Source organism: Sphingomonas piscis (assembly GCF_011300455.1).
Taxonomy (GTDB): Bacteria; Pseudomonadota; Alphaproteobacteria; order Sphingomonadales; family Sphingomonadaceae; genus Sphingomicrobium; species Sphingomicrobium piscis.
Genome location: NZ_CP049869.1, coordinates 1,599,485 through 1,621,442, shown reverse-complemented (window position 1 = coordinate 1,621,442; position 21,958 = coordinate 1,599,485). Strand labels below are relative to the sequence as shown.

General features: G+C 59.3%; 26 protein-coding genes, 1 tRNA gene and 1 pseudogene. 9 read left to right on the top strand and 19 right to left on the bottom strand.

Annotation, left to right across the window (positions count from 1 at the left end):
- Window positions 1-51: 51 nt before the first annotated feature.
- From G7077_RS14315 to G7077_RS08075, 7 genes and pseudogenes are all read right to left on the bottom strand, one after another.
- Complete coding sequence (locus tag G7077_RS14315; RefSeq protein WP_281347024.1) at window positions 52-174, bottom strand: hypothetical protein; 123 nt, start codon at window positions 172-174, stop codon at window positions 52-54.
- The gene (locus G7077_RS14310; protein ID WP_281347065.1) at window positions 174-779 is read right to left on the bottom strand and encodes an EAL domain-containing protein; all 606 of its coding nucleotides are present in this window, start codon (window positions 777-779) and stop codon (window positions 174-176) included. The genes G7077_RS14315 and G7077_RS14310 overlap by 1 nt, the downstream gene beginning before the upstream one ends.
- Window positions 719-1,681 (bottom strand): CSS-motif domain-containing protein, encoded by a 963-nt coding sequence (locus G7077_RS14305; RefSeq protein WP_281347064.1) that lies wholly within the window; start codon window positions 1,679-1,681, stop codon window positions 719-721. The genes G7077_RS14310 and G7077_RS14305 overlap by 61 nt, the downstream gene beginning before the upstream one ends.
- A 124-nt stretch (window positions 1,682-1,805) precedes the next feature.
- Window positions 1,806-2,075: a TetR-like C-terminal domain-containing protein gene (locus G7077_RS08095; protein ID WP_166411253.1), complete on the bottom strand. Its 270-nt coding sequence runs from the start codon at window positions 2,073-2,075 to the stop codon at window positions 1,806-1,808.
- A gap of 188 nt (window positions 2,076-2,263) precedes the next feature.
- A pseudogene (locus tag G7077_RS14520) lies at window positions 2,264-2,401 on the bottom strand (hypothetical protein); the annotation flags it as partial.
- Window positions 2,402-2,932: 531 nt separating this feature from the next.
- A complete protein-coding gene (locus G7077_RS08080; protein WP_166411251.1) occupies window positions 2,933-3,973 on the bottom strand; it encodes a glucokinase in 1,041 nt (346 codons plus the stop codon).
- 205 nt (window positions 3,974-4,178) lie between these two features.
- Window positions 4,179-4,421 carry a helix-turn-helix domain-containing protein gene (locus G7077_RS08075; RefSeq protein ID WP_166411250.1) on the bottom strand — a complete coding sequence of 81 codons (243 nt, stop codon included), beginning with the start codon at window positions 4,419-4,421 and terminating at the stop codon, window positions 4,179-4,181.
- Between the two features lie 410 nt (window positions 4,422-4,831).
- Here G7077_RS08075 and G7077_RS08070 point away from each other — a divergent pair, with 410 nt between their 5' ends.
- Window positions 4,832-5,041, top strand: a complete 210-nt coding sequence (locus G7077_RS08070; RefSeq protein ID WP_166411249.1) for a hypothetical protein — start codon at window positions 4,832-4,834, stop codon at window positions 5,039-5,041.
- Here G7077_RS08070 and G7077_RS08065 read toward each other — a convergent pair.
- Both G7077_RS08065 and G7077_RS08060 read right to left on the bottom strand, forming a co-directional pair.
- Window positions 5,038-5,658, bottom strand: a complete 621-nt coding sequence (locus G7077_RS08065; protein WP_166411248.1) for an SOS response-associated peptidase — start codon at window positions 5,656-5,658, stop codon at window positions 5,038-5,040. The two genes, G7077_RS08070 and G7077_RS08065, sit on opposite strands and share 4 nt — an antisense overlap.
- Window positions 5,659-5,752: 94 nt before the next feature.
- Complete coding sequence (locus G7077_RS08060; RefSeq protein ID WP_166411247.1) at window positions 5,753-5,953, bottom strand: hypothetical protein; 201 nt, start codon at window positions 5,951-5,953, stop codon at window positions 5,753-5,755.
- A 114-nt stretch (window positions 5,954-6,067) separates the two neighbouring features.
- Between G7077_RS08060 and G7077_RS14515 the strand changes: the two genes are divergently transcribed.
- Both G7077_RS14515 and G7077_RS08050 read left to right on the top strand, forming a co-directional pair.
- Window positions 6,068-6,541, top strand: coding sequence for a PilZ domain-containing protein (locus tag G7077_RS14515; protein WP_166411246.1), 474 nt, complete (start codon window positions 6,068-6,070; stop codon window positions 6,539-6,541).
- A 346-nt stretch (window positions 6,542-6,887) separates the two neighbouring features.
- The gene (locus G7077_RS08050) at window positions 6,888-7,262 is read left to right on the top strand and encodes a hypothetical protein (RefSeq protein WP_166411245.1); all 375 of its coding nucleotides are present in this window, start codon (window positions 6,888-6,890) and stop codon (window positions 7,260-7,262) included.
- A gap of 174 nt (window positions 7,263-7,436) precedes the next feature.
- Here the strand turns inward: G7077_RS08050 and G7077_RS08045 are convergent, their stop codons facing one another.
- Window positions 7,437-7,961 carry a hypothetical protein gene (locus tag G7077_RS08045; protein ID WP_166411244.1) on the bottom strand — a complete coding sequence of 175 codons (525 nt, stop codon included), beginning with the start codon at window positions 7,959-7,961 and terminating at the stop codon, window positions 7,437-7,439.
- 122 nt (window positions 7,962-8,083) lie between these two features.
- A tRNA-Arg gene (locus G7077_RS08040) sits at window positions 8,084-8,160 on the bottom strand.
- A 1,621-nt stretch (window positions 8,161-9,781) separates the two neighbouring features.
- Between G7077_RS08040 and G7077_RS08035 the strand changes: the two genes are divergently transcribed.
- Both G7077_RS08035 and G7077_RS08030 read left to right on the top strand, forming a co-directional pair.
- The gene (locus G7077_RS08035; protein WP_166411243.1) at window positions 9,782-10,270 is read left to right on the top strand and encodes a helix-turn-helix domain-containing protein; all 489 of its coding nucleotides are present in this window, start codon (window positions 9,782-9,784) and stop codon (window positions 10,268-10,270) included.
- Between the two features lie 691 nt (window positions 10,271-10,961).
- Window positions 10,962-13,070: a putative bifunctional diguanylate cyclase/phosphodiesterase gene (locus G7077_RS08030; RefSeq protein WP_166411242.1), complete on the top strand. Its 2,109-nt coding sequence runs from the start codon at window positions 10,962-10,964 to the stop codon at window positions 13,068-13,070.
- A 19-nt stretch (window positions 13,071-13,089) separates the two neighbouring features.
- Here the strand turns inward: G7077_RS08030 and G7077_RS08025 are convergent, their stop codons facing one another.
- From G7077_RS08025 to galE, 5 genes are all read right to left on the bottom strand, one after another.
- Entirely contained in the window at window positions 13,090-13,548 is a 459-nt protein-coding gene (locus tag G7077_RS08025) for a PilZ domain-containing protein (RefSeq protein WP_166411241.1), read from the bottom strand.
- A 265-nt stretch (window positions 13,549-13,813) separates the two neighbouring features.
- Complete coding sequence (gene ykgO, locus G7077_RS08020; protein ID WP_118857849.1) at window positions 13,814-13,939, bottom strand: type B 50S ribosomal protein L36; 126 nt, start codon at window positions 13,937-13,939, stop codon at window positions 13,814-13,816.
- 111 nt (window positions 13,940-14,050) lie between these two features.
- Window positions 14,051-15,334, bottom strand: coding sequence for a M20/M25/M40 family metallo-hydrolase (locus tag G7077_RS08015; protein WP_246167113.1), 1,284 nt, complete (start codon window positions 15,332-15,334; stop codon window positions 14,051-14,053).
- Window positions 15,335-15,342: 8 nt separating this feature from the next.
- Window positions 15,343-15,660: a hypothetical protein gene (locus G7077_RS14145; protein WP_246167112.1), complete on the bottom strand. Its 318-nt coding sequence runs from the start codon at window positions 15,658-15,660 to the stop codon at window positions 15,343-15,345.
- Window positions 15,657-16,667 carry a UDP-glucose 4-epimerase GalE gene (gene galE, locus G7077_RS08010; RefSeq protein ID WP_166411240.1) on the bottom strand — a complete coding sequence of 337 codons (1,011 nt, stop codon included), beginning with the start codon at window positions 16,665-16,667 and terminating at the stop codon, window positions 15,657-15,659. Before galE ends, G7077_RS14145 begins: the two co-directional genes overlap by 4 nt.
- A gap of 154 nt (window positions 16,668-16,821) precedes the next feature.
- Here galE and G7077_RS08005 point away from each other — a divergent pair, with 154 nt between their 5' ends.
- Window positions 16,822-17,955 carry a M14 family metallopeptidase gene (locus G7077_RS08005; protein WP_166411239.1) on the top strand — a complete coding sequence of 378 codons (1,134 nt, stop codon included), beginning with the start codon at window positions 16,822-16,824 and terminating at the stop codon, window positions 17,953-17,955.
- Window positions 17,955-18,644 carry a 2,3-diphosphoglycerate-dependent phosphoglycerate mutase gene (gpmA, locus tag G7077_RS08000; RefSeq protein ID WP_166411238.1) on the top strand — a complete coding sequence of 230 codons (690 nt, stop codon included), beginning with the start codon at window positions 17,955-17,957 and terminating at the stop codon, window positions 18,642-18,644. Before G7077_RS08005 ends, gpmA begins: the two co-directional genes overlap by 1 nt.
- Here the strand turns inward: gpmA and G7077_RS07995 are convergent.
- Complete coding sequence (locus tag G7077_RS07995) at window positions 18,641-19,222, bottom strand: GGDEF domain-containing protein (protein WP_166411237.1); 582 nt, start codon at window positions 19,220-19,222, stop codon at window positions 18,641-18,643. The two genes, gpmA and G7077_RS07995, sit on opposite strands and share 4 nt — an antisense overlap.
- A gap of 140 nt (window positions 19,223-19,362) precedes the next feature.
- Between G7077_RS07995 and purE the strand changes: the two genes are divergently transcribed.
- Both purE and G7077_RS07985 read left to right on the top strand, forming a co-directional pair.
- Window positions 19,363-19,848 carry a 5-(carboxyamino)imidazole ribonucleotide mutase gene (gene purE, locus G7077_RS07990; RefSeq protein ID WP_166411236.1) on the top strand — a complete coding sequence of 162 codons (486 nt, stop codon included), beginning with the start codon at window positions 19,363-19,365 and terminating at the stop codon, window positions 19,846-19,848.
- Window positions 19,845-20,906: a 5-(carboxyamino)imidazole ribonucleotide synthase gene (locus G7077_RS07985; protein WP_166411235.1), complete on the top strand. Its 1,062-nt coding sequence runs from the start codon at window positions 19,845-19,847 to the stop codon at window positions 20,904-20,906. Before purE ends, G7077_RS07985 begins: the two co-directional genes overlap by 4 nt.
- On the opposite strand, the gene G7077_RS07980 is transcribed toward G7077_RS07985, so the two are convergent.
- Together G7077_RS07980 and G7077_RS07975 are read right to left on the bottom strand one after the other, a co-directional pair.
- A complete protein-coding gene (locus tag G7077_RS07980) occupies window positions 20,903-21,517 on the bottom strand; it encodes a PEPxxWA-CTERM sorting domain-containing protein (RefSeq protein WP_246167111.1) in 615 nt (204 codons plus the stop codon). The genes G7077_RS07985 and G7077_RS07980 overlap by 4 nt on opposite strands.
- A gap of 158 nt (window positions 21,518-21,675) precedes the next feature.
- Window positions 21,676-21,924 carry a hypothetical protein gene (locus G7077_RS07975; RefSeq protein WP_166411234.1) on the bottom strand — a complete coding sequence of 83 codons (249 nt, stop codon included), beginning with the start codon at window positions 21,922-21,924 and terminating at the stop codon, window positions 21,676-21,678.
- Window positions 21,925-21,958: the final 34 nt, after the last annotated feature.

The following is a 21,958-nucleotide window of genomic DNA, read 5'->3' as shown; positions in this document are numbered from 1 at the left end:
GCCGTAGAACCCTTGAACGAGGCCCTTGAGTTTATGGAGCGAGCGCTAGCGCTAATCGACCGGGCCGACGAGGCCGCGGACGCTGGCGCTCATCTCGACTTGGCGATCGCTCGTTTGCGCCAGCACCTCGGCTGCGAGCAGCCAAGCAATTAGACGGCCGCAGTAGGACTTCATCAAAGCTGCGACTGACCCCGGCACTTTGCAGCAGCACGCTGCCTCCGGAGATCATCCAGTAGGTCATCTAAGACCATCGGCCGGCCATAGAGATACCCTTGAGCATGTCCGACGCCGAGTTCTTTTAGGGATTGCTCCTGCTCCTTTGTCTCCACGCCTTCTGCGACGATTGATAGTGAAAGGTCATTGGCCATATCGATGATCCGCAGGGCAACATGGCTCGTCGCAGAGTCGGTTCCGAGGGACTGCACGAAGAGCTTGTCGATCTTGAGGAAGTCTACCTCGAGCTGGGCGAGGTACGCCAAGCTAGAGTATCCCGTGCCGAAGTCATCGATAGCAACCTTGATGCCAGCTGCCCGTAGCCGCTGCATTGACTCACTTGCTCGCTCAACTTCGACCAAGCTGCGTTCGGTGGCTTCGATAACAAGGCTGGTGAAGCGAATGCCGGAGGACTCCACCAAGGCACTCACTTCCTCGAAAATGTTGGTACGGTGCAGATCAGCAGCTGCGAAGTTCACTGCAAAGTGACACAGAGGGCTGAGCATCAGGATGTGCTTGGCATCTTGGACGAGAAGCTCAAGCACACGCGCGGCAACTTGAGGAATAAGACCAGCTTCTTCAGCAACCGGTATGAAACGGTCGGGCGGGATCGGGAATGCATCCCCCGGTCCCAGCGGATGAGTGCTTCGACGCCTACCATCTTGCCGGATACGAGTTCGACGATTGGCTGATACACCAAATAAAACTCTCTACGTTTCAGAGCCGCTCGAATCAGCATTGGCAGCGACGCGCGGGCTCGAGCATATCGAACCAGGAACGTGGAGAGCAGCAGACCTACTAAGACGCCGGTCGGTATTAGGATCCTAGCGGCTTGTGCTGCGAAGTTGGCCGAGTGGGCCGCAGGTAACACGGCGACTGCGCCAATGTCGTGTTTGCCAGACCGAACAATGGCAACTGTGTGGCCTTCGTCTCTGAAGATTGCGTCGCCGCCGCCTCCAAGCCGTAGGAACTTTGGATCAACCTCGCCGCGACTGATTATTGGCTCGCTCGTCGACCAGGAGAAAACGCCCACTGCCAGCCCAGGGACGTTCTCGACGAAACTTAGCGCCAGATCCTTGTGAATAACTCCTACTGAAGATCCTGTCTGAACGATCACGTAGTTGAGGTCCGGGTCCGACAACTTCACCCTGGTCCTGAAGATCGAACCAGTTGTGGACACGAAGTTTGCTGGTCCAAGTTCGATGGGGTCCGTGGCTCCAAACGAGGAACACCGAAGGGTATTACCTTCCGCCCAACCGACACCCTGTAGCAGCGTTGAGCCCAGATCGATTTCACGCATGTTTTGTAGCCCGGCACGAGAGCATGCCTGAGCTTGCGTCATCCTGTTGATTGAAGTGGCTGCGGCATAGAGCTGAGCTCCGCTTCGTTCGGCACTTAGAAGGGCACTGCGAGCCAGACCCTGCGCGACCGTTTCATCTCTTGCGGCCGTCTGCTGACGAACCAACATGACCGCCGCAAGGATCGGCAATGCTGTTGTGACGCAGACACCTACGACCAGCGCGAACGCACGACGGCTTGAGGCAGTCATTGTCCGGGAGCAACTTCAAGGGTCGCGCGAAGCTTAGAGCAGCTCACTTAGGCACACAGAATATGGAGCAAACCCGATCGACCAGCGAGTGGATGAAGTCATTGTCCACCTTCCGAGCAGCGATGAACAATCGGAAGTAGATTGAACCAGCCGCAAGCGTGAACAATCCCTCGCGGTCAACGGTGGACGGTAACTCTCCCCGCGCAATCGCATCGTCGAACATGGGGCTAAGCTGCGCCATGCGTCCATCGAAGTAGGACCGAGTGTGATCCGTGCCCGATCTTGCGCGAGCCTCAGCCGCAACAACAAGCATTGCGGGCCAACAGGCGATTCCAGCTGCGCCACGAGCTTAGTGAGAACCGAGGTGAGGGCAGCCCGAAAGGTCAGTCCGGGCTCAGACACTACTTCTTCCGAAGCACGCCCAACAAAGGAGTCGATCATCATCTCCCAGCGGTCAGGATACCGTCGATACAGAGTGGACCGCTCCACACCGGCGCGTTCGGCTACGGCCTTGAACGAGCAGGCATCCGTGCCGCCTTCAAACAAGAGTTCAAGCACGGCGTGGTTGATGCGAGCACGAACCTCAGCGGTGCGCCCTCCCGGACGCCGCGCTGAACTTGTTTGTGCTCGGTTTGACATTCGGGTGGAACATCCTTAATGCTACATACTGTTGCTTTTAGTTGAATGCCATCACAATGTCTATAGATGAACCGCATGTCCGATCAGGCCTCGACGTGACACTTTCGTCGGAGGTTGCTGACTTGCGGGCAGCCCGCATCAGGAAGCTGATCCGCGAACGGAAGAGGCGGTCAGGGTATTTTAGAGCCGACCTGTTTGCTGATCCGGCATGGGACACGCTTCTACAGCTCTATGCTTCTGAACTGTCGTACGAGCAGGCCACTGCTACTCGTATCGCGGACATCATAGATGTGCCCACCTCGACCGTTCTGCGGTGGATCAAGGTTCTGGAAGCCGAGAACTTAGTTACTCGCGCGGTTCAGCCGTCAGACCCAAAGCTTGTATCAGTGAAGCTCACCAGCAAGGGCCAGGCAGCGATAAATGGCTATTTCAGGGGCGGGCCGGGCGCGTAAAACTCACACCGCCGAACTTCCGCTTTCGCTTTCGACCCAAAGCAGACGTTCCCCGCTGGTAGAGCTGTGTTCGGTGTCGTCAGGCAGCCCTTGCTGCTACTGACAATTGTTCAGCAGCTTGCTGCCGACGATCATTCATTAGCAGTGCCACAGCAGCACCTTCGAGTTCTGCGTGCTTGAACGAGATGCTGGCCTTCGGCGTACTAGCAAGCTGACGCATCCAAGGTCCTTTGACGTTGAACGATGCCGCAAGGTCAGGCCGGCGAAGGACGCTCTTCAGAGCAGCGGCGACGCTTCCGGTCAAAATCAGACCGTCCCAGGCACCATATGCCATGACCATATTCCCGGCGAAGTGCCAGAAGCCTCTGCCAACGAACTCAAGTGTCTCAAGTACCGCGGGATCGTGCGTCATCATTGCCGGGGCGAGTAACTCTGCGAGTGAGGTGCAACGGGGAGCTTGTCCGCGAAGCTCGCAAACTGCGCGGTATGTGGAAAGAAGGCCAAGACCGGAGAATAAAGTCTCGGCTGTGACCGGTGTGCCTCCTGCTTGAAGTTTGTTGAGGATGCGGTCCGCTCCACTGAGCCCATGCATCAGTCCCAAGTGGCCGCCCTCAGTAGGGACGACGTTCACGAGGCCGTATTCGTCACGGGATACGATAGCCACACCAAGACCGCTGCCGAGCCCTAGAATGCAATAGGTTCCTGGCAGGTCAGGGCGCACGATCGTTGGTGTCATGGGTTCCATACGCCCGCTGCACTTCGGATCGCTCATTGCCCATGCATTCGCCGCGAAGTCATTGATGATGAGGGGTGGTGCCCTAAACATCGCAGTCAGTCCGGCTCTCGACAGTATCCACCGGCTTTTGGTGATGGAGATTGTCTCTCCCCGAGGCACTCCGGAAACCGCAAAAGCGGCTCGGGGCGGGAATGACCTTAGCCCAACATCTCGCGCAAAGGCTGAGATCGCTGTCGAGATGGTAGATTGGGCAGCGGGATCATACTCCCGTACGGTTTCATGGTTTAGGCGGCCTAGATCGTCGGTCAGCCCAACCCTGACCACGTTCCTTCCGACGTCGGCTACGATTGCCTGTAAGCGCGGAAATAACTTCTGGAATGCCATCTTAATTCCGAGCACCTGATTGCGTTCAATCAGAGATGGCCGACAGCGGGTTAATTCGTTGTCTAGCTCATGTCCGAACTGGACGAAGCTGGGAAGGTGCTCGCTATGCGGTCACAAGGGTGCGGAGATTGCCCCCATGTCTGGTGACCACTGAGGGACAGGTTCTGAGCTAGGTGGGCGACCTGCAATGAGACGCGCTATCGACTTAGATCGGGGCCGGCAGGTTAGCTTGGAAGTACGCGTCCATCGCCTCCACGCCGCTGAACGAAAGCTCAACGAAAACCCGTCGGCCATCCATAGGATCGTTTCGACGGGCGATTAGCCGCTGCTTTTCCAGCGTTGTGATCCAGCGCAGCGCCGTCGTCGGTGGAACGCCAGAGCCACCGCAAAGACTGCTTACGGAAAGTCGACGCTGCCCAAGGTGTGCAGAGTAGAGTTCGAGCAGCATGTCCCACGCCGGGTCCGCAAATAGCTCCGCAGGGAAGTACCGGTCACGGTTCCTTCGTGCTTTCAAGATGGCCCGAACCTGCTGCTCAGTGGGTCGATCAGAGGGATCTCCGCTGCACTTGGGTGCGGGAGCCATGGATTCTAAAACCGAAAGTACCGAGTGAAGCTTCTCGCGAACTTCTTGGACAGGAGCAAACGGGGGCTGGTCTGAACTGAACTTGCCATGGTGATTTGTCATTGCGGCCTCCAATGTTGACCGAGCAGTTTCGAATATGAACCTAAATTGCTGAAAGTGGTAAACGGTTCTTTCAGGATTGCTTCGTTATGGAGGCAGTTGGCGGCTCGGGGACGTAATGGGCTGCTATGTCGCACTCTGAAACTGAGTTCGCGGCTACAGGTCAGGGGGAAAACATGGGCTCTGCAATCAGCGGCCATTTGGCCGAGGCGCTTCAGTATCTAAAGGCGGCGCTGACGCTGCTCGATGCGCATGATGCGCCCGCTCACATAGGGGCACATGTGGACTTGGGCATCTGTCATTTGAAAGAGCATCTGGAAACTGAGAGCGTTCTGCTCGATGGCACCGATTGGAGTTCACGAACATCTCTTCCGCTCAGGAACTAGTTGGTCTGAGTTGAGGAGCGCCGGACCCAGCTGTCCGTCGTTCGATCACAAACCACCAGGTCAGGGTAAGGTCGACAGAGCAAGCTCGCCGCATCTGGTGGACCATCCAGCCAGTCAGCCCATTGCTCCCGCTTCAGGATCACCGGCATCCGATCGTGCACGTCAGCAACGTGGATGCAGGCCTCAGTCATGACCATCGAGTAGGCGAGGCCCCACTCTGGCGTCTCCCGCCAAATCCCAGCGACGGCATAGACTTCCTCGTCCGGCAGCGTGAACCAGGTGCGCGTCTTCGCTCCCTTCTCACCTTCAGCCTCAGCGAACGCGCTTACCGGGATTAAGCATCGCCGCTCCTGGAAGCTGTAGCGCCACATGAAGGTGTCGAGCTTGTCAGCGCGTGTGTTGTTCACCGCCTTGGGCTTGAGAGGCTGACCGTTCTTTCCTTTGAACACGAGCGGAAAGCCCCAAACCATGCTCCGCAGCTCGCCCTGGGCGACAACAACGCCAGGGTAGCCAGGGTAGACCTCACCACTGGCCCAGTTACCTATCTGCCCAATAGAAACGCTGAACAGTCGGGCGACTTCCTCACGAGCGGGTGACAAGCGGTAGAGATTGCACATCAGCCGAACGAAGCGACCACAAGAAGAAAGACGATCTGAAACAAGCAGGTTGAATAGAACCCGATCTTGAACTCCCTTGAGTTCAGAAGGCCGCTCATTCCATCTCTCCGTACCCGTTCTCGCAGGGCCAGAGGCACATCGCTTTGGCTATCGCATCCTTGTCCGTACCAAAGGTGACGCAGAAGAACTCGCCGCCATGTTTTGGATCAAGGCTGGGCATCTCCAGACGCACTGCACCATTCTCGTCTGGGCCGGTGAATATGTAAGCCGGACGATGATCAGGGGCTTCTTCCATTCTCCAAGCTAACATGCCGATGACGGAAGCGGAACGTCCGCTTTGGATGAAAGCACGCGCTGATCGGTCACCTCAGCAAGACTCCCTTAACCATTTCAGGCGCTAGATTGATGAATGTTAGCTTTCCTCGAAACATTTCAGGTCGGAGGAAACCGCCGGCGAACAGAACGGCGGACGCTCAAGCTCATCGTAGAAGGTTCAACGGAGCGTACGCCAGGCATCCAAGTTGAGATAAGCAACATCTCACGTACTGGGATGCTGGTTCAAACATCCGCGGATTTGTCAGCCGGCGATCGACTTGTGCTTGAGCTGCCCGAGACGGGCAAGGCTGAAGCGGAGGTAATCTGGAGCAGAGGTCAGCAGTTCGGTTGCAACTTCGTAATACCAATCTCCCTTGCCGGGGTGAGCGCCGCATTGCTCCAAAGTCCGACGCTGACCATTAGAAGCGCCGATCATACGTCGTTCGTGCGGCCAAGCTGGAGTTCACCGCGGAGGCAATTTCTCTTCTACAGCACACTGGCAAGCACGATCGCCGTGCTGATAATCTTAGCAATGTACGTGGCTGCCGACCTCCTGCGAGCTTCCTAACACAGGATCTCGAATTAGCGCTTCGGCAGTGTCTGTTTTGGTGGCAAGCAGACGTTTCCCGTTTCACTCTTATTCACGTCGACTTGGCAGCCTAATGCTAATCGCTTTGCTACCTTAGCCGCTCGGGCAGTGCTGGGGATTTTAGTCGCGCTAATCGGTTCATCTCTTAGCCGCTGCCCTTTGCTTCACGCCGCGCTGAGCGGCCGCTCTCCAGTCATTGCCGAGGCGTGAGCAGGTGAACGCTTGCCAACGACCCATTCAGCCGTGTCCCACTCCTTTAGGCGCATAATCTCCACTTAACGCCGCTCCAAAGAGTTCTCAGGACGGCAGCAGGAAGGAACTGTTTATGCGCAAGATCCTCATCGCCGTGACCGCTCTGGCGAGCATGACGGCAATCGCGCCGGCATCAGCCCAGTGGGTTCCGCAGCGGAATGCCTATGGCCAGGTAAATCAGGGCCAGGCTCGTGCTCTTCAGGTGCGGGTTGATCGTCTTCAGCGGCAGATTGCTCAGCTTGGTCAGCGTCGACTGATCACTCGTAACGAGTTCAACAATCTTACCAGCCAGTCACGTGAGATCGAGCAGAGGCTGTATCGACAGGCGAGAGACGGGCGAGGCTTCAACCAGCAAGAAGCCAATAACATTGAACGCCGGATCGTCATGCTTGAACAGCGGATCGCTCGTGATGTCCGCGACGGTCGCCAGCGCAGCTATCGCTGGTAGCTCAGCGATCGCATCACTGACGCTGGTTGTCAGCAGCGAGTTGCCCCGCCAAAGATCAGTCTCTGGCGGGGCTTACTTTGGCAGATCGAAAGTGTCCGCTTCCAACGCAAAGCCGGCGTTCGCTGTAGGTTTGAAAAAGACCCATTAGCGGCAACCGATTGGGGTTCATGAATATTAGGATTGAAGCTCACCAACTTGCCAAGTCAGCAATCTATGGATGTGGTCCAGTGTGGTTGTGATCTGGTCGGTCTGTTGCACGCCCTGCTGAGTTGAAAGCCTGACCCGAACATCTTCAACCATGGCCCTGATCCTGATGAGGTTCTCTGCCATGATGTGGTCTCGATTCAGATGGGAGGTTGAAGCTTTACTGGAGCTTTGGTGATCTGCGGACGCAGCCGAAATGTCACCTTTGCGGGTGCGTGAGTGCATGGGGAGCCAATCGTCCGGGACAATCGGCTCCAGGGCTTCAAAGCCCACCTGCTGGCCTTTCATCCAAACTATTTGGCCTGGCACCGAATGTGCCCCGCGGCTTAGTGTCACTCTCGTGTCGATGCTGGGTATCCCTGCTCCCTCAAGCAGTGCGCCCACAGAAGAAATGTTTCTGATCCGCACGGGGGCGTTGCCGTTCTCCCAGCTTAGCTGAGCTACGACGAACATGTTCTTGCGATTGGAAAGGCGGCTATCGTAGGCGCGGATCATCCTGCGGCCATGCCGCCAAGAGATTAACGTTCTCTCCAAAATAGCTTCGGACTGAACAATCCCAAGCGCTCCGCCATGCCAGTCTCCAATGACTACTTTCCACCATTGTAGATATCCAGAGTTGGCCCGCTCCGAGGGGCTCGAACCCCCAACCTTCGGGTTCGAAGCCCGACGCTCTATCCAGTTGAGCTAGGAGCGGACGATCCTCAGGCAGCCTTGTCCTGACGTCTCGCGAGCGGCTGCGGGGGGCCCAGCGACCTTCCTGCGACCGCTCGATCGGCAGGCCGCATCCGTCGCACAGCGCCGCATAGCCGCCGCGACGGGTGATGATCGAGGCCAACAGAGGACGATGAATATTGAAGAGACATTTTAAGCCCATACGCGGCAACTTAGCGATCTCTGCGGTGCACGAAAGCTAAGCCGCTGCGGGCTCGACGGAAATGGCGGGAGTGTTGCCCCGCCGCCGCTCTCTTGCCCCACCCGCTCGACGTCGGCATTTCACCCGAGGCGCATGTTCGGAAAATGTCTATTTACGACCCTTTGCTGACGTTAAGTGATCTGCCGTCCTGGTCAACTGCATCTCACTTTTCACGGTGCCAAGCGGAGACCCAGCGAATGTGCGCTCCCACCCGGAACAGACGTTCGGGGAACGTCGGCCCGCAACCCTTGCGCACCTTCCGGCAAGCTGACATGCCACTCCCCAGGGGAGGCTAGCTATGCCGGCAAACGGACGTCGTATTGCAATGATCTGCGCCATTGTCGCGGTTGTCCTTGCCTGCTGTGCCGCTCCTATCCTGACATGATGGTGTGCAACCTTACAACTGACACTTGGGTGGCCGCAGTTCGACAGCACAAGGGTAGAGCAGCGATGACTACGAGGGGCTTGTACAAAGACTTAGATGAAGAGGCTGGCGAGGTTGTCTTCATGGACTGGGGCAGCATCAAGACCTTCCAAGCCTTAATGCCTCGCTTCCACTACGAAGCGAGTGGTCTCCGCCCTCCCTTCGAAGAATTACCAACTTACAAAGAGTACCGTAGGCAGAATCAGGGCCCAGGTTAACGGGTCAGCGACTCAGCTAATCTCGCGCCGTGTTTGTTCTCGCATCTCGCGAACACCCTGTTCCAGTCCGTCTAGGATCAGGTCGCGTCTGAGGCCGATCCGCTCAAGCTGACTGATCAGATTTGCAACGTGAGTAGCGACGGTGCGCCTCACATCGGCCTCGATGTCATCCAAATATTTAGCTCCATAGTTTGTGGCCAAAGCAAGACTCCGCTAGCCGTCTCCCGCCATGGGAGCAATCTCCGCGCCCTTGTGACCACATTGTGAGCAGCGGAGCATCTTGGCGGCATCCCCTGCTCCGTAGTCATGGCTGAACATCCTCTGGAACTGCGAGCCGGTCACTCGATTGACGTGCTTGCACCCACGGCAACGAAGCGCCGAACAACTCCGTGATGCTCGCTCCCACGGCTTCCGTAATGGACCATTTGTCGGACTATTTCGTTTGGCGTTCGCAGCGTGCCGAATGCGCTGCACTGCTCGGGTGTTTACATGGATGACGTTTTACAGAAGCTGAAAGGCGCGCTCAGTCATATGCAGGTCGCCCTTGAGTTACTGGATGAAAGTGGGAATGCGGCTGACGTAGGGGCTCATCTCGACCTTGCCATTAACAGGCTTACAGATGTGCTTGCAAAGGCCAGCTGGGCCCCGTCTGGGTTCAGCAGGAACACTGACCTGCATTAAATGTTGATCGTTTGAGCGGTAGACATTTTGGAGTGGGCAGCTGCCGTTTGGCGGCCGAACGATAACAAAGGGCCGAGCCATGGCCGATCTGAGTTCAGGACCTGAAAAGCCCGCGAATAGCAACGAAGGTTCGGATGACCTTCTGTCCATTCTGAAGCGCGAGGCCGATGAGGCGATCCATCGTATAGCCAAGAGCCTGCAGATCTCGAGCATACCGAAGACAGGTCTTAATAGCATCGGCAAGTACCGGCTCGTTTGCCAAGCGTATGAAGCACGCCGCGCTCGTCCGTTATTCTTCGCATCAAACCTGTTCGCAGAGCCTGCTTGGGACATACTCCTAGCTATGTTCCGGGAATATTTGGCCGCTCGGCCGACGACCGTCGCGGACGTCGTTAGATCGTCAGATGTGCAAGAATCTTCGGCGAGGAGATGGCTGAGCGCTCTCATCGACGCTGGCCTAGTTGAACAGTCCGAAGGTGATCTCGTGGCGCTTACTTCCAACGGAGTGGCGCAACTAGATGCATACATCCAGCATCTGCATTCCAACGCGTTGATGCGAGTAGTTTGATCGTGGCGCTCTGCTTGGGCAGGCAAAGCATAGTTCCAATTCCGGCCCTTTGTAGACGTTGTACGAAGGTTCGCGAGCGATCAATTACGTGCGTCTTCAACGTTAAGAGCGGCCGGTTTACGAGGCGGCCAAGACAGGAACCAAGCGCGAAATGCCAGACAGGGAAGGGTTGGCGGTTACCATTGTAGGGTCGTGGGCTCCACTGGGCGACACGGCCTTCTCACCTGAACACGCCTGCGGCAAGGCGGAAGTAGCTAGAGTTCGCGAGTAATAAATAAAGTGCGCGCTTGCTAAGCGTCGGCCAGGGAAAGGCGAACGTCTTAGACAACAGTCTCAAATGGAAAAAGAGCTTTCCTACACACGGAACATTATGAGAACCGATGCCTGAAGGAGTCGTTCTTATGCTCGTTCTTGATCCGCCATTCCTTGCTGGACTGTCAGCGCTGCTGACGAGCTTATCTGCACTAGTCTGGGCCTTCCGGCGAAAGCCTTGAAGGCGAGAGCTCTGTAAAGGTCCGCTAAAGGTCAACGCACAGAAGCTTACTGCTTTGCATCCCTTCAATTGGTAAGCCCAGCTAGCTTGCTCGATAAGCCTGTTGCTACTGACCGACGCTATCGCAACCATTTTGGCGGCAAATTGCAAGCACCCGTTAAGACCGCGGCTCTAGGATGAACTTTGGGGTGGTGTGTTTTGAACGAAGTATTCATAAGCAATGAAGATGCTTGTTGGCAGCACATCCGCGGTCAACTTTCCGGCGTTTTGGACGCCGCCGATGTTGGGGCGTGGCGTTTGGATCTGCACACAGGTCTTGCCACTTGGGACAGCGTCGCGTCTCGTATAATCAACGGCACCACCGCTCCACAGACGACACCCTGTACGCTTCCTATCCACCCCGATGACCAACCTGTCGCACAGGCCCGTCTCAAGCGAGCAGCTCAAGGGCTAGGCGCCGAACCGCTCGCCGTGCGGATCCTGCGAGCGGACGGAGTACTTCGTTGGGTCAAGGCTTGCGGTCGACCGACCGTTTATGAAGGCAGCGCAGCGCGGTATTTAGTGGGCATTGTCACTGACTTCACCGCGGAGAAGGAGGCTCAGGCCCGAATTGTTGAGAGCGAGCGGCAGCTCAGCACCTTAGTTAATCATCTTCCTGGCGTAGCTTACCGCTGTGCGCTCGCTGACCCATGGCCAATGACCTACGTAAGCCAAGGTGTGCAGGCTTTAACTGGCTACTCAGTGACGGACTTCATCTCTGGCCGGATCGGCTGGGCAGACATTATGCACCCAGACGATTTAAAAGCCGTCGCGGCCGAAGTTGATCGGGCCGTTCATGAGCAACGCTCATTTGATGTCTCCTACCGCCTAAGCTCCGCAGATGGATCCGAACGTTGGGTACAGGAACGCGGACGAGCGCACTATGACAATGGCGAAGCTAAATTTTTAGAAGGGTTCATCTGGGACATCTCCGACGCCAAAAGTGCCGAGGCGAGAACTCGCTGGATGGCCAATCATGACGCACTAACAGGTTTACCTAATCGCGTCCTTTTGGAAGAGCTCGTAAGAGCCAAGATCGCCGCAGGTGATAAAACCTTTGCTGTCCTTCTGCTGGACGTTGATGACTTCAAGCGGATCAATGACACGCTAGGGCATTCAGCCGGCGATGCTCTTTTGAAGGAGTTTGCACGTCGCTTTAGTGCGGTGATTGGTGGCGATGGCACAGTCGGAAGGCTTGGCGGCGATGAGTTCGCCATCCTTGTTGACGACGGAGGAACCCAAGACCTTGGTGCGCTTGGCAAGCGTATCATCGAGGCTCTCTCGGCCCCAATCGAGAATGACTTGGGACTGCTTGCTGCATCGGTAAGTGTTGGGGCCAGCATCTTTGGTCCGCACGGCAAAACTTGGACGGAACTCCTCAAAAATGCCGACATTGCGCTATACGCAGCGAAAGCTGCTGGTCGGGGAAATCTGAAGCTGTTTTCGAACAGTATGCTGAACGAACTACAGGTCAGAAGCTCAATGCTTGCCCTCGCTGGCTCAGCCATTGAGCGAGGTGGTATCATTCCTCATTATCAGCCTCAGGTAGATCTTGGGTCGGGAGCAATAACCGGCTTCGAAGCACTTCTACGTTGGGAAGGTCCAGGTGGTCGGCTTGAGCTACCTGATCAGATTTCCGCGGCGTTTGATGATCCGCTTCTCGCAGCGCAATTAAGTGAGCAGATGATCGGCCGCGTCGTGAACGATATGCGCGACTGGTTGGATCACGGCACCCCGTTCAACCACGTGGCAATCAACGCGTCACCTGCGCAGTTCCGTACTGGCGACTTCGCGGACCGGCTACTTGAGCGACTTAGCCGAGCAGACGTTCCTCCGTCTAAGCTGCAGGTAGAGGTCACCGAGACAGTGTTCCTAGGTCGAGGCAGCCGCTATGTTGAGACTGCGCTTACAGCATTAAATCAAGCCGGCGTGGGTATCGCATTGGACGACTTCGGAACGGGTTATGCCTCGCTGCTCCACCTCGCCCAGTACCCCGTGAAGGTTCTCAAGGTCGACCGGTCGTTTGTGCAACGAATGCTCTCGTCTAGTCAGGACGATGCGATCATCCAAGCTGTCATTAGCCTTGGGCACAGCTTGGGCATGAAGGTGGTTGCGGAAGGAGTTGAGACGCTCGAGCAAGTAGCTCGACTGAGGGCCAAGAAGTGCGACTTTGCACAAGGCTTCTTTTACGCAGCCGCCCTTCCAGCCTCAAAGGTCGACGAATTCTGCGTCCGCGCTGAGCCGAGCCGGCGCAGATATGCGGGTTAGCTTCGTTAAATAGCAAAGCTTAGCCAGCAAGAAGCATGACGAGGCCGCCTAAAGTTAGCCAACCCGCGAGCGAGATGCCCATCGCCCATCTCAGTGTGCTTCCAGTAGGTGCCTTCTCGTAATCCCAACTTAATGCCGCCTCTACTTGGGAAGAAGGTTCAGCTCGCAACAATGCAGCGCTGACAGCTGACAAAGGAATAGGCTTGTCGAACTTGCAGCCGAACAGCTTGCCGTCTGTCCACTGCACGATAGCGCGAGCGCCGTCCGCTTCAGGAATCGCAACTTCGATCGTGTCACCAGCCGTCAGCTCACCTTCGACTTCAATGAGCATCCCCGTCCTGGAAATGTTGAGGATTAAAACTTCTTCGACGCCGTCCTCGGTTGCTCCGTCGGTTAAGAGACGAAGTTGCTTCCTGAGACTTCCACGTCGATTGATGGCGGTTGCCAATGTTTCCAAATGTGCACGAACGGTTGTCATGCAGGCACGCTGTCGTGGACAAGTTAATATGTGCTTTCAGCACGCCCGTTGAATAGCGGTGCTGGAAGGCCCGCATACGACCTTAACTTCAGCGATCTTAGCGGATTGCGCCCTCATCCTCGCCAATGGATCAAGGATCTGGCGAGACGTCGACATCGTGCGTTTACTCGCCGTCAGGTTCGACGCGTCTGACGCATTTAGGCGTGCCAAGCACTGCCATTTGGTACGCTCGAAAGAGAGCAGGTCAGACGACCTGCTTTAAGTACTAGCCCTGGCGAGCCTTAAAGCGGCGATTCGTCTTGTTAATGACGTAGGTGCGGCCGCGGCGGCGGATCACGCGGCAGTCACGATGACGCGCCTTAAGCGACTTCAGGGAATTGCGAATCTTCATGGCCGGGCGCCTGCTCGTTGTCTCGTGATCGATTGTCTGGATTGTCTTCACCGAGGTGAAAACCGAGGCGCTCCCCTAGAGGTGGAGAGCGCCCTAGTCAAGATTGTCCGCTCAGCGAGGCGCCTTGGGCTGCGTTGGTGCGAAGCGATTGCCGAAGTAGCTGCCCGAATACCACAGCGGGCGCTGCGGTGCGTCCGCCAGCGCGCGGGCGATTCGGTAGTTCAGATCCGCGAACCGCGCCGCCGCGATCCAGTCGATGCCCTGCTTCAGATCGTCGCTCGGCTTGTGGTAGTTGGTCGACAGGAACTTCTTCCACTGCGCCTCGCCGCCGCTGGCATAGCCCGTCATCAGGAAGATGGACGGGACTCCACGCTCGACGAAACGATAATGGTCGGACCGGACGAACAGCCCTTCGCCCGGCATCGGGTCGGGCGCGATCTTCACGTTCATGGACGCGGCCGCGGTCGCGGCGATGCTGGCAATGGTGGAATGTTCGGCCCCAAACGCAATCACGTCGCTGAACGGGTATAACAGCAACGGCATGTCGAGGTTGACCAGGCCCACGATGCTGCTCGCCGGCACCGTCGGATTTTCGGAGAAATAATCGGCGCCGAGCAGCCCCTTTTCCTCGCCCGTGTTGGCGACGAACATGAGCGAGCGCTTCGGCGGCGTTCCGGAGGTCGTGAAGTGACGCGCGGCTTCAAGCATCGTGGCGATACCCGACGCATTGTCCAGGGCGCCATTGTTGATCCGGTCCTGACCCGGCTTGGGGTCCGCCTCGATGCCGATGTGGTCGAGGTGGCCCATCAGCACGATATGCTCGGCAGACAGCCGTTGGTCGGCACCAGCCAATTTTCCGATCACCTGCGGGCTGGAGAAATCTTCCCACTTGCTCTCCGCCTCGATCGCCAGGCTGCCGGTCAGATTGAACGTCGGGAGCCGCTCACCCTTCTGGGCAAGCTTCGTCAGTTCATCGACGCTGTGGCCGGAACCGGCGAACAGCCGCGCGCCGATCGCCTTCGATACCGCCAGTTCCAGGTCTACGCGGCGATAGGCTCGGCTGCCCGGCTTCGGAACGAGGTCGACGCGTGGCGCCTTGGCGGTGAGCCGCAGTGGCCGCGAAGACTGAGTGCCCGGGACGGGCAGCTCGATCAGGCCGATCGCGCCGGCATTCAGAGCGGCCTCTTCCTTTGAGCCGCGCAAATGGGATGCAACGTCGGAGGCGAGCCCCTTGGGCGCGCCGGCCAGGACCACCACGATCTTTCCTCGGGCATCGAGGCCCGCATAATCGTTGATGCCCAGCGCAGAATCGGTGATTCCGCGGCCGGCGAACACCAGCTGCGCCTCCGCATTACGCTTTGCCTGACGAACGCTTGGGCGAATGTTGGCGTCCACCCCGACATTCAGGGGGTGCGCCTGCCGCCCTGCACAAGCGTGAGTTTCGGCGGGGCCGCATGGGTCGCTCGGCGAAACGGCACATCCAGGAACCAGCTGCCGTTCGCTCCGCCCGGTTGCAGACCGACCGCCTGGAACTGGCTTGCGACATATTGGGCCGCGACGCGGTAGGCGGCGCTGCCCGTATCACGTCCTTCCAGCTCGTCGCTGGCGAGGAATTGCACATGACCGCGAATGCGGTTGACGGCAGCCGGGTCGACCGCCGGCGGCGCAGCAGCGATCAGGCTTGCTGCACAAGCGCCAAGCAGGATGTTTCTAAGCTTCATTCGAAAGGCCGGTTCCGTGTCTGGAGTTTCCTCTCCCATGCGAGCGCATGGGTCACGATCGTCTCGATATCGGCAAAGCGGGGAGTCCAGTTGACCGTTTCGACGAGACGGCGGTTGGAGGAGACGAGCAAAGGCGGATCGCCGGCGCGGCGCGGTCCCATGTCGCGCTTCAGCGGCGTGCCATTGACCTTGTCGACCGCGTCCAGCACCTGCAGCACCGACAAGCCTTGGCCATAGCCGCAATTGGCGGTCAGGTTGGTCTCCGGGTTTGCGATCAGATATTCCAGTGCGACCACATGGGCGTCGGCAAGGTCGCTGACGTGGACATAGTCGCGGATGCAGGTGCCGTCCGGCGTCGGATAATCGGTGCCGAACACGGAGACGTGCGGACGCTTGCCCACGGCTGCTTCGACCGCGACCTTGATCAGGTGGGTCGACCCCTTACCGATCTGGCCCGATCGGCCCTCCGGGTCGGCGCCGGCGACATTGAAGTAGCGAAGCGCGCCATAGTTGAACGGCAGCGCCGCCGATGCATCGCGAAGCATATGCTCGGTCATCAGCTTCGACTGGCCGTAGGGATTGATCGGCAATTGGGGATCGTCCTCCTCGATCGGTACCCGCTCGGGCGCGCCGTAGGTTGCGGCTGTCGACGAGAAGAGGATGTGCTCCAGGCCGTTCTCCACCGCCTCGCTGATCAGCGCGTGGGTCGCGACCGTGTTGTTGCGGTAATATTCCAGCGGCTTTTCGACCGATTCCGGAACGACAATCGACCCGGCGAAATGCATGATCGCCTTTATGCCCTGCTCCTGGAATATTCGCCGGACCAGCGCGCGGTCGGCAATGTCGCCTTCGTAGAAGGCAACGCCTTCGGGCACGACATCGCGGCTGCCGTTGGACAGATTGTCGATGACGGACACGGACCAACCGGCGTCCTTGAGCGCAAGCACCGCATGGCTGCCGATATAACCGGCGCCGCCGGTAACAAGGACGGGGGGCTTGTCAGTCATAATCTCTCCTGAACTGGCTGTCGGCAGCTCCGCTAATCAAGGACGCACGCGATTGCCAGTGCGCCTTTCGCCCGCTGCCTCCGACGGGGTTTGCAGTCCCGCACCGCACGACTATCAGGCCCGCAACCGTAAGGCAGCGTAGCAAGGTTTTTGAATGCCCATCAGCATCTCCAGTTCGTTTGACGCCGGCAACATCCGCGTCACTGCCCTTCGTGAGGACGGCGCCGATCTCGAGATCGTGCAGGACAAGGATTCGGACTTCTACCAGTGGTTCTATTTCCGGCTGTCCGGCGCCGCCGGGAAGGCATTGACTCTGCGCATCACGAATAGCGCGGGCTCGGCCTACCCGAACGGCTGGCCCGACTACCGCGCCTGCATCTCCTACGACCGGGAGCAATGGGTTCGGGTGGAGCAGACGAGCTATGCGGACGGCGTGCTCACCATTCGTCTAACACCGCCGACCGACCTCGTCTGGGTCGCATATTTCGCACCTTTTTCGATGGAGCGGCACAACGACCTGGTTACCTCGGTCGCGTCGCTGGAGGGTGTCCGCTACCGCTCGCTCGGGCAGACGCTGGACGGCCAGGAAATGGACTGTCTGGAGTTCGGCGAGGGACCGCTGCAGGTCTGGCTCTACGCCCGTCAGCATCCGGGCGAGTCCATGGCCGAATGGTGGATGGAAGGCGCGCTCGAAAAGCTGACGGACGAGGACGATCCCGTCACCCGTGTGCTTCGCCGCGAATGCACCTTCCACGTCATTCCCAACATGAACCCGGACGGCTCCCGCCGTGGGCACCTGCGCACCAATGCCGTCGGCGTGAACCTCAACCGCGAATGGCATGCGCCGTCGGCGGAACGCAGCCCCGAAGTGCTGTGCGTCCGCGATGCGATGGACGAAACAGGCGTCGACTTCGCGATGGACGTCCACGGCGACGAGGCGATCCCCGCCAACTTCCTTGCAGGGTTTGAAGGCATTCCCTCGCTGACGGACCGCCAGACCGTCCTGTTCAAGGAGTTCAGCGACGCGCTGGAGCGCATCTCGCCCGACTTCCAGACAGCGCAGGGCTATGAGGTCGCCGCACCGGGCGAGGCGAACATGTCCATGTCCACCACCCAGCTCGCCGAACGCTACGGCTGCGTGTCGATGACGCTCGAAATGCCGTTCAAGGACAATGTCGACCTGCCCGACCCCGTCTACGGCTGGTCGCCGGAGCGGTCCCGCCACCTCGCGCGCGCCTGCATCGACGCGCTGCACGCCATCTTGCCTCAGCTGAAGGAAGGCCGCTGATGCCCACGCTTGTCCTGCTCCGCCACGGCCAGTCGCAGTGGAACCTTGAGAATCGCTTCACTGGCTGGTGGGACGTCGACCTTACCGATCTCGGCGTGGAGGAAGCGCGCGCCGCCGGCCGGCTGCTCACGACCAGGGGCCTCGACTTCGATTGCTGCTTCACCTCGCTCCAAAGCCGCGCAATCCGCACGCTCAACCTGGTTCTGGAGGAGATGGGCCGGCTGTGGCTTCCCGTCACCAAGGACTGGCGCCTCAACGAGCGCCACTATGGCGGGCTGACCGGCCTCAACAAGCAGGAGATGATCGACAAGGTCGGGGCCGAACAGGTCAAGATCTGGCGGCGCTCGTTCGACATCCCGCCCCCACCGCTCGAAAGCGGAAGCCAGTTCGATGTCGCGCAGGATCGCCGCTACGCCGGCTTGCCGGTCCCGAATACCGAAAGCCTCAAGGACACGATCGCCCGCGCGCTTCCCTATTTTCAGGCGGAGATCGCGCCGGCGCTGAAGGCCGGCAAGCGCGTGATCGTCGCCGCCCACGGCAACTCGCTGCGTGCGTTGGAGAAGCACCTCTCCAACATTGGCGATGACGAGATTGTCGGGCTGGAAATCCCGACCGGACAGCCGATCGTCTACGAGCTCGGCGACGACCTGTCCGTCAAGGACCGCTATTATCTGTCCGAGCGCGCTTAGGCCGCTTCTTTAGCCTCGTACATTTCGGCGTCTGCGCGGGCGATCACCGCCTCGGCATCCTCGTCGCCGTCGATCACCGCCACCCCGATGGCAATGCTCAGCGGTAACGCCTTGCCGCCGCGCCGGAACTCGCAGGTGGCGACCATGTCGGCCAGCCGGTCGGCCGTTTCGCGCGCCGCTGCTTCATCGGCATGCTCGAGCAGCACTGCAAACTCATCGCCGCCAATGCGCGCCACGCAGTCGCTGCCGCGCACTCCGTCCTGAAGCAATTCGGACACCTTGATCAGCGCCTCGTCCCCGACCTGATGGCCGAAGCTGTCGTTGATCAATTTCAGCCCATCGATGTCGACGAACAACAAAGCGGCGCTGTCCTCATAGCGCCGCACCCGGTCGATCAGCCGGCCGAGGTGCCGCATGAAGCCACGGCGGTTAGGCAGCGGCACCAGCACATCCTCGTGCGCCATCCGGTCGAGGTGCGCGACGCGCTCCTCCAGCTGCGCAACTTGGGCGCGCAACCGTTCCACCTCGGCCATCATGCCGGAACCGCTCGCTAGCGAATCTGATCCCTGTTCGCTCATCTACGCTACTATCTCCCGAGCCGAGATTTACCGCGATTCGCTTGCTTGAAAATATCCAGACATGGTTACCGCCGTTGCGAACATAAGCAACGGGACCTAAACGGACGCGCTCTTGAGGTAATGCAGGGGCAGATACAGGCATGTCGGGCGCGCCGTTGGTCGGGATCATCATGGGCAGCCGCTCCGATTGGGAGACGATGCGCCACGCCGCCGACATGCTCGACAAGCTTGGCGTGCCTCATGAAACGCGCGTCGTCTCCGCGCATCGGACCCCCGAACGGCTCTACGATTATGCGCGCTCCGCCAAGGAGCGTGGTCTCAAGGTGATCGTCGCCGGCGCCGGGGGTGCCGCCCACCTGCCGGGCATGGCCGCGTCCATGACCAGCCTGCCCGTGCTCGGCGTTCCGGTCGAAAGCCAGGCGCTCAAGGGCATGGACAGCCTGCTGTCGATCGCCCAGATGCCCGCCGGCATTCCGGTCGGCACGCTGGCGATCGGCAAGGCCGGTGCCGCCAATGCCGGCCTCCTCGCCGCCGCCATCCTCGCCACCGCCGATGAAGCGCTCGCAGCCCGCCTCGACGCCTTCCGCGACGAGCAAACCCGCTCCGTGGCCGAACAGCCCGAATGATCGATCCGGGCGGCACCATCGGCATCATTGGCGGCGGCCAGCTTGGCCGAATGCTGAGCATCGCCGCCGCCCAGCTCGGCTACCGCACCCACATCTTCGCGCCCGAAGCGAGCCTGCCCGCAGGCGATGTCGCCGCCGCGGTCACCCGTGCGAACTATGACGACGAAGCGGCGCTGCGCGCCTTCGCCGACCAGGTCGACGTCGCCACCTACGAGTTTGAAAATCTCCCCGCCGCGTCGCTCGCGGCGCTCGGCGCCAAGCTGATGCCGGGCACCGCTTCCCTGGAGATCGCGCAGGATCGCGGCGTCGAAAAAAGCTTCCTTGAAAAGCAGGGCGCCCGCGTCGCCGCCTGGCGGATGATCGACAGCGAGGAGGACGTCATCGCCGCCGAGCAGGCGCTCGGCCTGCCTTTGGTGCTCAAGAGCCGGCGTCTCGGCTATGACGGCAAGGGCCAGGCCTGGGTGCGCGAACCGGGCAGCGGGATTGCCGGCTGGGACAGCATCGACCGCCAGCCCGCGGTGGCCGAAGCAGCTGTCGGCTTCGACGCCGAATTCTCGATCATCGTCGCCCGATCGCAGTTCGGCGACACAGCCTCCTGGGACGCGCCGCACAATCATCACGACGGCGGCATCCTTCGCCGGTCGAGCGTGCCCCCACCCGCGTCGATCCTGGACCAGGCAGCGGCAGCGACGGCCATCGCCCGCACCATCGCCGAGGCCCTGAACCATGTCGGCGTCCTTACCACCGAGTTCTTCGCGACAGCCGACGGCCCGATCGTCAACGAGATCGCGCCGCGCGTCCACAACAGCGGTCACTGGACCATCGAAGGCGCCGCGACCTCCCAGTTCGAACAGCACATCCGCGCCATCTGCGGTCTCCCGCTCGGATCCACCGAGCGCCGCGCTTTGCGCGTGACGATGGACAACCTCATCGGCGACGACGTGCTGCGCTGGCCCGACTTGATTGCCGAGCCGGGTGCGTCCGTTCACTTATATGGAAAAGGCGAGCCACGCCCCGGCCGTAAGATGGGCCACGTTACAAGGCTGACCGCCGCTTAACGGGCGGCCACGGCAGCCCCAGCGCTCCGGTTCCGCCGGCGCATTGCAAAGCCCACCGCGCCAAAACCCGCAATCATCATCGCCCAGGTCGACGCTTCAGGCACTCCCGATACCACTTGGGTAAGGCCGCGCGACTGCGAATCGACGATGTTCCGGTAGGCGCCATTGCGGCCGTAAACCTCGAATGACGCATTGATGAAGTCGTACTGCGTCGGTGTAATCGCGGTCGGAAGAACGCCCGACGAGATGCTGCCATCGTTATCACCTAGCGCGAAGAAGGCATAGGTCGACTCGCCCAAGCTCTCCTGCCGGTGCAGAACGAAGTTGAGATAGGTGTAAGCCCCGGCCTGGGCGAACTGCAGATAAGGCGTAAAGGAACTGAAGTTGCTCAGCCCGTCGGCATTGCCCGATACCAATGTGAGCGCATAGCGTCCGCTCGTCGGCGTTGACGATGCGTCGTAGCGGAATGTGAAATCATATGGTGCGCCAGGCGTGCTGCCCGATGCGAGATTCATGCGCGCTATATAGTCGCGCTGATATTGGGTGAAGTTGAAGTCGGATCCGGAGCCGAAGAAGGCGTTAAATTCGGGGATACTGCCACGGAAGTTCACCGTGACAGTCTGTGCGGCGACCGGTTGAGTGATCGTCAGGCCAAGAGCAAAAGCAAGGGCCGAAACCTCAGGAATCCGTTGAACATGTGCCCCCACACGTTTGAGTGTGGAGGCATGGTAAATGGTAAGTTAACGGGGAGTCAACGCAACGAGGTCGTTTACTCGGCAGCGTTGTCCCGAACGGCTTCTGCCAGATTCTCGCCACCTTCGCGCAATTGGTCGGCCGTGTTTTCCAGCACATCTTCCTCATTCTCGGTCGCGGCATTGTCCGCCGCTTCCTCGAAATTGTCGGCGGCGGCTTCGGCATTCGCCTCGATATTGTCGGCCTGCGCTTCTTCCGGGCTCTTGCTGCACGCGGCTAGTGCGCCCAGGCCCAGGGCAACGGCGGCGATCGTCACTTTGTTCATCTCTAGTCCCCTCACGAAACGGTCCCGGCACGCT

What these genes read in the sequence shown, in the direction of transcription:
- G7077_RS14315 (WP_281347024.1), bottom strand. Translation starts at nt 174, where the DNA reads ATGAAGTCCTACTGCGGCCGTCTAATTGCTTGGCTGCTCGCAGCCGAG.
- G7077_RS14305 (WP_281347064.1), bottom strand. Translation starts at nt 1,681, where the DNA reads ATGTTGGTTCGTCAGCAGACGGCCGCAAGAGATGAAACGGTCGCGCAG.
- G7077_RS08095 (WP_166411253.1), bottom strand. Translation starts at nt 2,075, where the DNA reads ATGCTTGTTGTTGCGGCTGAGGCTCGCGCAAGATCGGGCACGGATCAC.
- G7077_RS08080 (WP_166411251.1), bottom strand. Translation starts at nt 3,973, where the DNA reads ATGGCATTCCAGAAGTTATTTCCGCGCTTACAGGCAATCGTAGCCGAC.
- G7077_RS08075 (WP_166411250.1), bottom strand. Translation starts at nt 4,421, where the DNA reads ATGCTGCTCGAACTCTACTCTGCACACCTTGGGCAGCGTCGACTTTCC.
- G7077_RS08070 (WP_166411249.1), top strand. Translation starts at nt 4,832, where the DNA reads ATGGGCTCTGCAATCAGCGGCCATTTGGCCGAGGCGCTTCAGTATCTA.
- G7077_RS08065 (WP_166411248.1), bottom strand. Translation starts at nt 5,658, where the DNA reads ATGTGCAATCTCTACCGCTTGTCACCCGCTCGTGAGGAAGTCGCCCGA.
- G7077_RS08060 (WP_166411247.1), bottom strand. Translation starts at nt 5,953, where the DNA reads ATGGAAGAAGCCCCTGATCATCGTCCGGCTTACATATTCACCGGCCCA.
- G7077_RS14515 (WP_166411246.1), top strand. Translation starts at nt 6,068, where the DNA reads ATGTTAGCTTTCCTCGAAACATTTCAGGTCGGAGGAAACCGCCGGCGA.
- G7077_RS08050 (WP_166411245.1), top strand. Translation starts at nt 6,888, where the DNA reads ATGCGCAAGATCCTCATCGCCGTGACCGCTCTGGCGAGCATGACGGCA.
- G7077_RS08045 (WP_166411244.1), bottom strand. Translation starts at nt 7,961, where the DNA reads ATGATCCGCGCCTACGATAGCCGCCTTTCCAATCGCAAGAACATGTTC.
- G7077_RS08035 (WP_166411243.1), top strand. Translation starts at nt 9,782, where the DNA reads ATGGCCGATCTGAGTTCAGGACCTGAAAAGCCCGCGAATAGCAACGAA.
- G7077_RS08025 (WP_166411241.1), bottom strand. Translation starts at nt 13,548, where the DNA reads ATGACAACCGTTCGTGCACATTTGGAAACATTGGCAACCGCCATCAAT.
- ykgO (WP_118857849.1), bottom strand. Translation starts at nt 13,939, where the DNA reads ATGAAGATTCGCAATTCCCTGAAGTCGCTTAAGGCGCGTCATCGTGAC.
- G7077_RS14145 (WP_246167112.1), bottom strand. Translation starts at nt 15,660, where the DNA reads ATGAAGCTTAGAAACATCCTGCTTGGCGCTTGTGCAGCAAGCCTGATC.
- galE (WP_166411240.1), bottom strand. Translation starts at nt 16,667, where the DNA reads ATGACTGACAAGCCCCCCGTCCTTGTTACCGGCGGCGCCGGTTATATC.
- G7077_RS08005 (WP_166411239.1), top strand. Translation starts at nt 16,822, where the DNA reads ATGCCCATCAGCATCTCCAGTTCGTTTGACGCCGGCAACATCCGCGTC.
- gpmA (WP_166411238.1), top strand. Translation starts at nt 17,955, where the DNA reads ATGCCCACGCTTGTCCTGCTCCGCCACGGCCAGTCGCAGTGGAACCTT.
- G7077_RS07995 (WP_166411237.1), bottom strand. Translation starts at nt 19,222, where the DNA reads ATGAGCGAACAGGGATCAGATTCGCTAGCGAGCGGTTCCGGCATGATG.
- purE (WP_166411236.1), top strand. Translation starts at nt 19,363, where the DNA reads ATGTCGGGCGCGCCGTTGGTCGGGATCATCATGGGCAGCCGCTCCGAT.
- G7077_RS07985 (WP_166411235.1), top strand. Translation starts at nt 19,845, where the DNA reads ATGATCGATCCGGGCGGCACCATCGGCATCATTGGCGGCGGCCAGCTT.
- G7077_RS07975 (WP_166411234.1), bottom strand. Translation starts at nt 21,924, where the DNA reads ATGAACAAAGTGACGATCGCCGCCGTTGCCCTGGGCCTGGGCGCACTA.